We start from the raw sequence: 11,908 nt of genomic DNA on the forward strand, positions 1-11,908 counted from the left end.
GGCCCGGCCGCCCGGGGCCAGGGTGCTGGAGCCGTGCGTCGGGCCCGCCGCCGCGCTACTTCGCCGTCGGGATCGGGTGGCCCTCGGAGGCCTGGACGACGACGATGCCGCGACCCGTGAGACCGAGCTGGTACGCCTCGCCCGACCCGCGGCCGATCGCGGCCGAGAGCTTCGCGGTCTTGCGGATCGTGGACGTGAGCGAGCTCGACCACAGGACGGCGGCCTGCATGTCGACGTATGTGGGCTCGTCGACGTCGAGGACCACGGGCGTCCCGTACGCCGTCACGGCGAGAGAGCCCGTCCCCGTGAACGTCGTGTTGAAGAGCCCGCCGCTCATCATGGACGCTCCCTCGACGCGGTTGATGTCCCATGTGAGGGTGCTCTCGAACGCGAGGACGTTCGAGCCGTTGACCGTGACGGACTCGTCCTCCAGGTGCAGGACGAACACCTGGTCCGCGTCCTGAGCGAGGAACACGTCGCCGCTGCCCGAGACCTTCATGAGGGACATGCCCTCACCCGTGAAGGCCTTCTTGAACATCTTGGCGACGCCGCCCGAGCCCTCGTACGCGAAGTCGACGTCGCCCTGGTACGCGACCATCGAGCCCTGCCGGGCGTAGAAGAAGCCGCCCGTGCCCGCGAGGTCGACCTTGAGCATGCGGTCGTTCTGCAGCTGGAAGCTCCCCGGCTCGCCGGGCTGTTCGGTGTGGTGCATGAGTGTGCTGCGCATGGCACCGATCATCCGGCACACGCGTGGCCGGTGCACTCGCGAGGACGCCGGCCACGACCTAGATCGCCGCGACGAACCCCGTCGCGCCCATCGCCCTGACGACGGCCACGACCGCCAGGACCACGAAGGTCACGAACAGGGCTCGTTCCGCCCGTGCCGGACGGACCCACGCCCTGCGCCGGAGGACCAGCAGCACGCCGAGGCCGAGGAGGACCACGCCCGCCCCCACGGCGGCGGCGCTCGTCCGGACGCTCTGGGAGGGGCAGGGCGGTACGACGACGTTCACGGGGTCCGCGGGCGCGAGCCCGCCCAGGGCGCACGCGACCTCGAGCGTCGTGCTCCACGCGAGCAGTGCCAGTGCGGCGACGGCCACCACGACGGCGCGCCGGACCGGGTGGGGCCGGGCCTGTCGACGCCGCGTCTCGTGCGGGCTCGTCGTGACCTCGTCGTCGGGCATCGCAGCAGTCTGGCAACTGTCCCGCCCTCCCGCCAGCCCCGCCGGCCCAGCGAGCCTGCCGGGCCCGGTCCCCGGGACGACCTGCGACCGGCTCCGTCTCGCGGGGGGGCCCCCCCCCCCCGCCGTGCGAGGACTCAGCGGGGCGACACCCACCGCTCGTGCAGCTGGTAGGCGCTGACGTCGGTGAGCGACGCGACCTGGTCGACGACCACGCGGAGGCGAGCGGCGTCGTCGGGCGCCTCGAGCCAGTCCGCCGCGAACGGCGCCTCGAGGGCGTCGGGCGCCTTGTCGCTGAAGACCTCGACCAGGTCCGCGAGGACCTGGCGCTGCTGGTGGTGCAGCGGCTCCTGCTCGCGCGGGGCCATGACGTACGCCACGGCCATGCCCTTGAGCACCAGGATCTCCGCGGACGTCGTCGCGGGAACCACGAGGCGGGCCGAGTAGCGCGTGAGCATCCCGTCGCCGTACTCCTCGCGCGTCGCGGCCTGGGCAGACCCGCTGAAGCGCCCGATGAGCTGGCTCGTCGAGTCCTTGAGCGCCGCGAGCGCCCGGCGCGACCCGTCGAAGCCCCGCATCAGGTGCCCGGTCGCCTCGAGGCGGGAGATCGCGGCGTCGAGCTCGGCCTCGTCGTAGGCGTCGCCGTACCAGGCGCGGACGGCGGCCACGACGCGCCCGCGCTCGTCCGGGTCGGCCAGCACCGCGAGGTCGAGCTTGCCGCCCACGATCGCGTCCTCGACGTCGTGCACCGAGTAGGAGATGTCGTCGGCCAGGTCCATGACCTGGGCCTCCATGCACTTGACGTGCTCGGGGGCGCCCTCGCGCAGCCACGCGTAGACGGGCACGTCGTCGGGGTAGACGCCGAACTTGTGGGTCGTGGTCCCGTCGGGGCGCCGCGGGCCCTCGCCACGGCGCCAGGGGTACTTGACGCTCGCGTCGAGGCTCGCGCGGGTCAGGTTGAGGCCGACGGGCGTGCCGTCCGCAGCGAAGACCTTGGGCTCGAGGCGGGTCAGCAGGCGCAGCGTCTGGGCGTTGCCCTCGAACCCGCCGTGGTCGGCCATGATCCCGGCGAGCGCGCGCTCGCCGTTGTGCCCGAACGGCGGGTGCCCCAGGTCGTGGGCCAGGCACGCGGTGTCGACGACGTCGGGGTCGCAGCCCAGGGCACGGCCCATCTCCCGACCCACCTGGGCGACCTCGAGGCTGTGCGTGAGACGCGTGCGCACGAAGTCGTCGGAGCCCGGGCCCAGGACCTGGGTCTTGGCGCCGAGCCTGCGCAGCGCGGACGAGTGGACGACACGCGCCCGGTCGCGCTCGAAGGGCGTGCGGGACTTGCTCTTGGGCGGCTCGGGGACCCAGCGCTCGACGTCGGCGGCCGAGTACCCGAGGGCGTTTCCTGGCGTGGTGTGCGGCACGTGTCCCACCCTATCGACGCGGACGGTCCGCGATGGCGCGCCGCCCCCGCGCCGAGAAGTGAGCAGATGCCCCTGATCCGTGCGGATCAGGGGCATCTGCTCACTTCTCGGTGGAGGTCCCGCGTGCGGGCCGGCTCAGCCGATCCGCCAGACCCCGACTCCCGGTCCGTCCCCGCCCAGGTCCAGGCCGTCGGCCGTGACCTCGAGGCCCAGCCCGCCGTACAGCTTCTCGGGCTCGGAGCCCGCGAGCAGGTGCCGGGGCAGGCGCGCACCGGCCCACGCGTCGCGCGCGACGACCACGAGCACACGCTCGTCGGTCGTCTCGCGCAGGTACGCGACGGCGTCGTCGTCGACCAGGAGCCAGCGCAGACCGCCCTCACGCAGCGCACGGCTCGCCCGGCGCATCGCGACCAGTCGCCGGTAGACCTCGAACGTGTCGCTGTCCCAGCGCTCGGAGCGGCCCCACGGCATGGGCACGCGCGCGTGCTCGCCGTTGGTTCCCGTGAGGCCCACCTCGTCGCCCGCGAACATCACGGGCGTGCCGGGGTAGGTCAGCAGGAGCGTCGCGGCGACCTCGACCATCTCGGCCGAGCCCACGATCGAGCGCAGGCGAGGGGTGTCGTGCGAGCCGAGCATGTTCCACTGGCGCGACGTCACGGCCCACGGCAGCACGGCGTCGAAGTCGCGCATGGTCTCGACCATGCTGCGACCGCCGCGCCGCGGGGTCGTGACGGGCAGCCCGAGGAACGGGACGGTCGAGTCGTGCGGGGCGAGCCACGTCCAGATCGGTCGTGTGAACGCCGAGTAGTTCATGTTGGCGTGCCAGCCGTCGCCGGCCAGGTCGAGCGACGCGTCGTGGAAGTGCTCGCTGACCAGGACCGAGTCCGGGTTGATCTCGGTCATGGTGGCCCGGATGCGACGCGCGATCTCGAGCGTGCGGTCCTCGTCGGCGTAGCGACCCGTCATGTTGGCGACGTCGATGCGCCAGCCGTCGAGAGAGAAGGGCTCCCCCAGGTAGCGCCCGACGACGGATCCCGGCCCGTCGATCATCCTCGCCCCGAGCGTGGGCGAGCCGTAGTTGAGCTTGGGCAACGACGCGTGCTCGAGCCAGCCCACGTAGCCGGGCTCGCCCGGCGTCCAGTAGAACCAGTCACGCTCTGCGCTCGACGCGTCGGCGTGCGCACGCTCGAACCACTCGTGACCCGCGCCCGTGTGGTTGGTCGTCAGGTCGCCGAGCAGGCGCATACCGCGCGCGTGCACGGCGCGCGAGAGCGAGGCGTAGGCCTCGTCGCCGCCCAGGAGCGGGTCGACGTGGTCGAACGTGCTCGCGTCGTAGCGGTGGTTGGAGCGTCCGGGGAAGACCGGGGTCAGGTAGACCGTCCCCACCCCGAGCGCCTGGAGGTGGTCGAGGTGCTCCTCGATGCCACGCAGGTCGCCGCCGTAGTACTGGGTCCCGACACCGGGGCCGCTCGCGAGGGGCTCGTCGTCCCAGTCCGCGGGCTGGGCCCAGTCCGGGACCGGCCGGTCGTCTGCCTCGGCCGAGCGTGCGAACCGGTCCGGGAAGACCTGGTAGACGACGCCGTCGCTCATCCAGGACGGTGCCGGCGGGTGGACCGTGAGACGGAAGTCCGCGGCGTCCGGCACGTCGCGGTCGAAGACCCCGCGACCGTTGAGCCACTGGTACCCGCCCGGGACGTCCAGGAAGAAGCGGTAGCTCGTGACCGGGTTGTGGACCAGGACGTCGGCGACGTACCAGGACTCGTGCTCGTCCTCACGATCGAGCCGGGCCTGGGACAGGCGGGGCTCACCGTCGCGGACGGTCCGCACCCACACGGACCGGACCTGGGCGGCGGGACCGCCCGGCACCCGGGGCACGCGGACCCGGACGGGGACCACGTCCCCGAGAGCGGGTGTGCCCTCGGGGACGTAGACCTCGGAACCGTCGTGGTGCGCGGCCAGGGCGACCACCTCGCGGGGCGAGGTGGCCGACCCGGCGGCCGTGACGTCGTCGGGCAGGGAGGGGCTCATGCTCAGCCCTTGACCGAGCCGGCCGTCAGGCCGCCCACGATGTACTTCTGCAGGTAGAGGAACAGCGCCAGCACCGGCAGCGCCGAGACCACGGCGCCGGCCGTGAACAGGCCCCAGTTCGCCTCGCGCAGCGACGAGACCCAGCCGTACAGGCCCACCGCGAGCGTCCAGTTGGACTCCGACGTCAGCACGATGCGGGCGATGATGAACTCGCCGTACGTGCTGATGAAGGACAGCAGCGCGACCACCGCGAGGATCGGGGCGACCAGGCGCAGGATGATCGTCCAGTAGATCTGCGCGTGCGTGGCGCCGTCGAGCTTGGCGGCCTCGTCGAGCTCGCGCGGGACCGTGTTGAAGAACCCGTACATGAGGAACGTGTTCACGCCCAGCGCGCCACCGAGGTAGACGCAGATCAGCGACAGCTTGCTGTCCAGGCCCAGGGCCGGGACCACGTCTCCGAGGCTCAGCAGCAGCAGGAAGATCGCGATGAACGCGAGCATCTGCGGGAACATCTGGATGATGAGCAGCGACGTCAGGCCGGCGCGACGCCCCGAGAAGCGGAAGCGCGAGAACGCGTAGGCCGCCGCGGCCCCCATGAGGACCGTGCCGATCGAGGTCACTACGGCGATCACGAGCGTGTTGAGCATCCACGTCCAGAACAGCGACTCGCTCAGCTGCGCGTAGTTCGCGGTGCTCACGTCGCTGAAGAGCGTGTTCGAGCCGGTCAGCGTGCCGTTCTCCGAGAGCGAGGCCGACAGGACGTAGACCAGCGGGAACGCCGCGAACACGACCGCGACGACGCCCACGAGGTGGCGCCAGCCGAGCTCGCTGAACCAGCGGCCGGGCTTCATGCGCTGACGGCCGACACCCGAGCCGGACGGGGTGCCCGACGAGCTGCCCGAGGACGAGCCGGCGGAAGGGGAGACAGAGGTGGTCGCCATGTCAGTTGATCTCCTCGAACTTGCGGGTGCTCCGGAAGGCCAGGGCCGAGATGGTGCCGACGATCACGAAGATGACGATCGACAGCGCGCTCGCGAGCCCGAAGTTCTTGGGGGCCGAGCCGTCGACGCCGGAGATCTGGTAGACCATCGAGATCAGGATGTCCGTGTGGCCGAGCGGCACCGAGGCGTCCGCGAACCGTGGACCACCCCCGGTGAGCATGTAGATGAGCGTGAAGTTGTTGAAGTTGAACGCGAACGACGAGATCAGCAGCGGCGCCGTCGAGATGAGCAGCAGCGGCAGCGTGACCGAGCGCCACGTGCGCCAGCGCCCGGCGCCGTCGATCTTCGCGGCCTCCATGACGTCGGACGGCAGCGACTGGAGCGCGCCCGTGCAGATGAGGAACATGTACGGGAAGCCCAGCCACAGGTTCACGAACAGGACCGAGAGCTTCGCGAGGACCGGGTCCGTGAGCCACGGGATCTCCGCTCCCCCGAAGATGACCTCGTTGATGAAGCCGAACCGTGTGTTGAGCAGGCCCGACCACAGCAGGGCCGCGAGGAACCCTGGGATCGCGTACGGCAGGATCATGAGCACGCGGTAGATCTTGCGACCGCGCATGCGGACGTCGTTGAACGTGATCGCGAGGAACAGGCCGAGCAGGAACGTGGTCGCCACGGACCCGATCGCGAAGACGAACGTCCAGGCGAGGATCTTGACGAACGGCTGCGCGTAGCGCCCGTCCGAGAACGCGGTGACGAAGTTGTCGAACCCGACCGCGACGCGCCAGCCCACGGCCAGGGTCGAGCCGTCCTCGGCCTCGAACTGCCCGTCGTCGTTGGGCGTGTAGACGGTCCCGGTGGTCGTGTCCGTCATGGTGTCGCTCGCGGCGTCCCACTCGAGCGTCGAGGTGTAGACGTAGCCCGTCATGGCGTCGGGCGTGCGGATCGACCCGTCCTCGGGGTCGTCCGACACCGGCACGCGGAGGTTCGTGACCTCCTCCTGGCGCTCGAGCACCTGGCCGCGCTCGAGGACGTCGTAGCCCGGGACCTCGGCGGCGCGGCCGCCCACGACCTCGGCGCCGTCGACCACCGTGAGGGGCTGCTCGGCCGTGCCGACCTCGACGTCCCCGTCCGGGGTGACGATCGCGAAGGCGAGCTCGTCGCCGTCCACGAGGACCGTGAGCGGCGCGGACTCGGAGCCCTCGACGCGGCGCTCGTTCTGCACGAGCAGCGCCTCGACCGCCTGGTCCTTGGTCGTGTTGTGGCCCGTGCCGTAGTTGGTGAAGGCGATGTAGCCCGTGTAGGCCACGACGAAGATCTGGTAGGCCAGCAGGAACAGCAGGCCCGGCAGGATGTACTTGAGCGGCAGCGCCCGCTTGGAGAAGTAGACCCAGTTGGCGGCGACGAGCATGGCCAGCATCGCCGCGAGGATCCCGTACGACTCCGCGCTCCACGCGGACCAGACCACGTACACGCCGAGCGCGTCGATGACGGCCATGAGGGCGAGCTTGACGAAGAACCCGGGGCTGTAGTTCCGGGCGTGCGAACCGTCACGGTCCCGACGGGGGCGCTGTGCGCGGGGCCCCTGGGGCGGCCCGGAGTCCTCCGGAGCGCCGACTTCGCTGTCGGTGGGCGTGATCTGTGGGGCGGACATCGAGCCTCCGTAGTCGTGCGACACGGGGGTACGGCCCGCGTCATGGGGCTGGCGCAGCACCGCTGGTGCGGTCCGCGCCGACGGCTCGTGGCCGTGGCGCCAGGCGCCACGGCCACGAGGTCAGGTGATCAGGAACCGATCGCTGCCTGGATGTCGGCGATCATCTTGTCCCAGGTGGGGATCGGGTCTGCGCCACCGACGATGGCGGCCTCGGTCACGCCCCAGAAGCTCCACACGGAAGCCATCTCGGGGATCGAGGGCATCGGGACGGCGTCGGCACCGACGGCGCGGAAGCCCGCGATGATCGGGTCCTCGGCAGCGGCCTTGTCGGCCGAGACGGTGAGCGCCGGCGAACGGTTGCCCGCCTTGTAGAGGGCCGTCTGGGCCTCCTCGGTCGAGAGGAAGTTGACGAGGAAGTCGTTGGCGACGAGAGCGTTCTTGCTCTGGTTGCTCAGGTAGAAGCCCTGCACGCCCACGAACGGCTGGGCGGGCTGGCCACCGGCGCTGGGGACCGGGTCGATCGAGAGGTCCAGGCCCTCGAAGGACTCGATCATCCACGGGCCACCGACGATGAAGGGCGACTCGCCGTTCTTGAAGGCCTCGACCGCGATGTCGTACGTCGTGTCCTGGCTGAGGTTGCCCGCGGCACCCTGTGCGCCGAGCCACGTCGCGAACGCCTGGCCCTCGGGGCCGCCCATGGCGAGCTCGGAGCTGTAGGAGCCGTCAGCGTTCTGCGAGAACACCGGGGCGCCGAACGACGTCTGGAAGGGGTAGTGCGTGTACGGGTCGCCCTTGGCGCCGTCCGACTGGACGAGGATCGGGAACTTGGTCCCGGCGGCCTGTCCGGCGGCGATGGCCTCGTCCCACGTGGCGGGAGCCGCGGGGGCGAGCGCGGTGTTGCGGATGAGCGCGATGTTCTCGATCGCGTAGGGCAGGCCGTAAACCTGGCCGTCCTGCGTGAAGGCCTCGATCGAGACCTTCTCGAACTCGGACGCCTTGTCGCCCAGCTCGAGGGGGGCGACGACACCGTTGGTGGTGAACTCGCCCAACCAGTCGTGCGCGCCGACCGTGATGTCGGGACCCTTGCCGGTCGGGACCTGCGCGAGGAAGTCCGCGCGGATGTCGTCGAAGTTCTTGAGGACGACCTCGACCTTGGTGCCGTTCTCGGCCTCGAAGGCCTTCGCGGCGTCCGTGACCGCGGCCTGGCGGGTCTCGTCGACCCAGACCGTCAGCGCACCGGTCGAGCCGGTCGAATCGCCGGACCCCGAGGTGGTCTCGTCGTCTCCGCTGCCGCCGCCGGAGCAGGCAGTGAGCGCCAGCGTGGTGCTGAGCGCTGCGGCTAGAAGGATGCTCCGTCGCATCTGAGTCACTCCAAGCATTCGAGATGTCAGCCAAGGGTGGCGAACCTGCCCTCCTTGGCCCTGATGTGGACGACCGTACGACGTCGGGTAGCCATCGTGCAAGCGCTTGCGGTAACTTTCATGCAACGCTTTACACACAACGGCGAAACAGCTCGTCGCACACAGTCGCCCGTCCAGAACCATCCGACCGGCGAGCAACCAGGACGAGGAGGTCCGGTGTCACCTACACTGCCCCACGTGCGTACCCGTCTCACAGATCTCGCCGAACAAGCCGGCGTCAGTACTGCGACGGTCTCGCGCGTCCTGAACGGGAAGGCCGGTGTCGCCAGCGAGACGCGCCAAGCAGTGCTCGCAGCGCTGGACCTCCTCGGCTACGAACGTCCCGAGAAGCTCCGCAACCGGTCCGCAGGCCTGGTCGGCCTGATCGTCCCGGAGCTGACGAACCCCGTCTTCCCCGCGTTCGCGCAGATCATCGAGTCGCTGCTCTCCGAGCACGGGTACACCCCTCTACTGTGCACGCAGTCCCCGGGGGGCACCACCGAGGACGAGTACGTCGAGATGCTCCTCGACCACGCGGTCGACGGCATCGTCTTCATCTCGGGCCTGCACGCCGACACGCAGGCGAGCCACGACCGCTACGAGCGCCTGCGCAGCCGCGGCATGCCGATCGTCCTGGTCAACGGCTACGCGCCGGGCGTGGACGCCCCGTTCGTCTCTCCCGACGACGTCGCGAGCGTCGAGCTCTCGGTGCGTCACCTCGAGTCGCTCGGCCACCGGAGGATCGGCCTCGCGATCGGGCCCGGCCGGTTCGTCCCCGCGCAGCGCAAGCTCGCCGGCTTCGCCGACGCGCTCGTGCGCCACGGGCTGGTCTCGGACGTCGCTGAGGCGGACGAGCACATCGTCGTGACCCTCTTCACGGTCGAGGGCGGGCAGGCCGCGGCCGGCGAGCTCATCGACTCGGGGCACACCGCGATCGTCTGCGGCTCGGACCTCATGGCGCTCGGCGCCATCCGGGCAGCACGTGCGCGGGGCCTGCGGGTCCCGGAGGACGTGTCGGTCGTCGGCTACGACGACTCGCCGCTCATCGCCTTCACCGACCCACCCCTGACCACGGTGCGCCAGCCCGTGGCCGCGATGGGGCAGGCGGCGATCAGCGCGCTGCTCACCGAGATCTCGGGCGACAGGGCTCCGCGTTCCGAGCTGCTGTTCCAGCCCGAGCTCATCGTGCGCGGCTCGACGGGCGCGGCACCGAGCCACCGACTCGACAACCCCCAGCCGTAAGCGCTTACACTCGGACGACGGCTCGTCGGGCCAGCCTCCTTCGACGGTCGCGCCCACGGTCCCCGTACCGGTGATCCTCCGGGCAACGACACGCCCGGTTTCAGCACGGACCGCCTCGCAGCACCAGGCGCCCCGGTCCGTCGATCGCCATCCCCAGAACGAGCTCCACCACGCCACACCCCGCACACAGTGAGGACCTGTACTCCATGTCTCGTATCGATTCGATCCCGGCTGCCGAGGTCGACTCCGCACCTGCACTGACCGCCACCCGGCTCGTCCACGCGGCCCACGAGGGCCCGGGCGAGTGGTGGCGCGACGCGGTCATCTACCAGGTGTACCCGCGCTCCTTCGCCGACGGGAACGGCGACGGGATCGGCGACCTGCCCGGCGTGACCGCCCGCCTGCCGCACCTCAAGGCGCTGGGGATCGACGCGGTCTGGCTCTCGCCGTTCTACCGCTCGCCGCAGAAGGACGCCGGCTACGACGTCTCCGACTACCGCGACGTGGACCCGCTGTTCGGCACGCTCGCCGACTTCGACGAGATGCTCGCCGCCGCCCACGAGATGGGCATCCGCGTCATCGTCGACGTCGTCCCGAACCACACCTCGGACCAGCACGCCTGGTTCCAGGAGGCGCTCGCCGCGCCCGAGGGCTCGCCCGAGCGCGCCCGCTACCTGTTCCGCGAGGGCAAGGGCGAGAACGGCGAGCTGCCCCCCAACAACTGGCAGTCGATCTTCGGCGGACCGGCATGGACCCGCGTGACCGCAGGCGCCGGCGCGCACGTCGTGACCGGTGCCGAGGGCGAGGTCCCGGGTCAGTGGTACCTGCACATGTTCGACTCGACCCAGCCCGACCTCGACTGGAACAACCCCGAGGTCCGCGCCGAGTTCGAGGACGTCCTGCGCTTCTGGCTCGACAAGGGCGTCGACGGCTTCCGCATCGACGTCGCGCACGGCATGGTCAAGCAGGACGGGCTGCCCGACTGGGACGGCTCGGTCTCGATGGTCGACGGCACCGACGCGGGCGCGCCCGAGGACGGCTCCACGGGTGCCGGCAACTCTGGCCCCATGTTCGACCAGGAGGGTGTGCACGACATCTACCGCGCCTGGCACAAGGTCCTGGCCGAGTACGACGGCGACCGTGCCCTCGTGGCCGAGGCCTGGGTCGAGCCGCTCTCGCGCCTGGCCCGCTACGTGCGCCCGGACGAGATGCACCAGGCCTTCAACTTCTCGTTCCTGACCACGGCCTGGGACGCCGCACCCCTGCGCGCCGTCGTCGCCGCGTCGCTGCACGCTTCCGACGAGGTCGGCGCACCCACCACCTGGGTGCTGTCCAACCACGACGTGGTGCGTCACCCCTCGCGCCTGGGTCTGGCCGAGCCCGGCCTCCGGCCGAACGGGATCTTCGCGCACGAGCCCCAGCCCGACGAGGAGCTCGGCCTGCGCCGCGCCCGCGCCGCGAGCCTGCTCATGCTCGGCCTGCCGGGCAGCTCGTACCTGTACCAGGGCGAGGAGCTCGGGCTGCCCGAGCACACCTCGCTGCCGAACGACGTCCGCGAGGACCCCGCGTTCTTCCGCACCGAGGGCGCCGAGGCAGGCCGCGACGGCTGCCGCGTGCCGATCCCCTGGTCCGCCGAGGCCCCCGGCCTCGGGTTCGGCGCGACGGACAAGACCTGGCTCCCCCAGCCCGAGTCGTACAAGGCCCTCGCGGCCGACGCCCAGTACGGCGTGGCCGGCTCGACGTTCGAGATGTACAAGGCTGCGCTCGAGATCCGCAAGGCCGAGCACCTCGGGGCGGGCTCGCTCGCCTGGGTCGACGCCTACGCGGACTCCTCGGACGTCATCGCGTTCCGCAACGGCGACGTGGTGGTCCTGGCGAACCTGGGTTCCGAGCCCGTCGTCCTGCCGCACGGCGCGCAGGTGCTGGTCGAGAGCGGACCCACGTTCTCCGACCGCAGCGTCGACCCGCAGGTGCGCGTGCCCTCGGACACCACGGTGTGGTTCCGCGCGTGACCTGCGGCTCCCGCTAGCCCTGGTCGCGGGGGGGGGGG

Annotated in this window: 9 protein-coding genes; 2 read left to right on the forward strand and 7 right to left on the reverse strand. The window is 71.0% G+C overall.

The window, feature by feature from the left end:
• Positions 1-55 precede the first annotated feature (55 nt).
• The 7 genes from H9641_RS03045 to H9641_RS03075 all read right to left on the reverse strand — a co-directional run bounded on the left by H9641_RS03045 (position 56) and on the right by H9641_RS03075 (position 8,577).
• A complete protein-coding gene (locus H9641_RS03045; protein ID WP_191800902.1) occupies positions 56-727 on the reverse strand; it encodes an AIM24 family protein in 672 nt (223 codons plus the stop codon).
• Between the two features lie 58 nt (positions 728-785).
• The gene (locus H9641_RS03050) at positions 786-1,184 is read right to left on the reverse strand and encodes a hypothetical protein (protein ID WP_191800904.1); all 399 of its coding nucleotides are present in this window, start codon (positions 1,182-1,184) and stop codon (positions 786-788) included.
• Between the two features lie 134 nt (positions 1,185-1,318).
• The gene (locus H9641_RS03055; RefSeq protein WP_318244354.1) at positions 1,319-2,593 is read right to left on the reverse strand and encodes a deoxyguanosinetriphosphate triphosphohydrolase; all 1,275 of its coding nucleotides are present in this window, start codon (positions 2,591-2,593) and stop codon (positions 1,319-1,321) included.
• 135 nt (positions 2,594-2,728) lie between these two features.
• Positions 2,729-4,621, reverse strand: coding sequence for a glycoside hydrolase family 13 protein (locus tag H9641_RS03060; protein WP_191800908.1), 1,893 nt, complete (start codon positions 4,619-4,621; stop codon positions 2,729-2,731).
• Between the two features lie 2 nt (positions 4,622-4,623).
• Positions 4,624-5,562 carry a sugar ABC transporter permease gene (locus H9641_RS03065; RefSeq protein ID WP_191800910.1) on the reverse strand — a complete coding sequence of 313 codons (939 nt, stop codon included), beginning with the start codon at positions 5,560-5,562 and terminating at the stop codon, positions 4,624-4,626.
• A 1-nt stretch (position 5,563) separates the two neighbouring features.
• Positions 5,564-7,216 carry an ABC transporter permease subunit gene (locus H9641_RS03070; protein ID WP_056651450.1) on the reverse strand — a complete coding sequence of 551 codons (1,653 nt, stop codon included), beginning with the start codon at positions 7,214-7,216 and terminating at the stop codon, positions 5,564-5,566.
• Between the two features lie 128 nt (positions 7,217-7,344).
• A complete protein-coding gene (locus H9641_RS03075; protein ID WP_191800912.1) occupies positions 7,345-8,577 on the reverse strand; it encodes a sugar ABC transporter substrate-binding protein in 1,233 nt (410 codons plus the stop codon).
• Positions 8,578-8,814: 237 nt separating this feature from the next.
• Between H9641_RS03075 and H9641_RS03080 the strand changes: the two genes are divergently transcribed.
• Positions 8,815-9,858 (forward strand): LacI family DNA-binding transcriptional regulator, encoded by a 1,044-nt coding sequence (locus tag H9641_RS03080; RefSeq protein WP_318244355.1) that lies wholly within the window; start codon positions 8,815-8,817, stop codon positions 9,856-9,858.
• Between the two features lie 206 nt (positions 9,859-10,064).
• Entirely contained in the window at positions 10,065-11,870 is a 1,806-nt protein-coding gene (locus H9641_RS03085) for a glycoside hydrolase family 13 protein (protein WP_191800916.1), read from the forward strand.
• The last annotated feature ends 38 nt before the right edge of the window (positions 11,871-11,908 follow it).

The sequence above is a fragment of the Oerskovia merdavium genome (genome assembly GCF_014836755.1).
Lineage (GTDB): Bacteria > Actinomycetota > Actinomycetes > Actinomycetales > Cellulomonadaceae > Oerskovia > Oerskovia merdavium.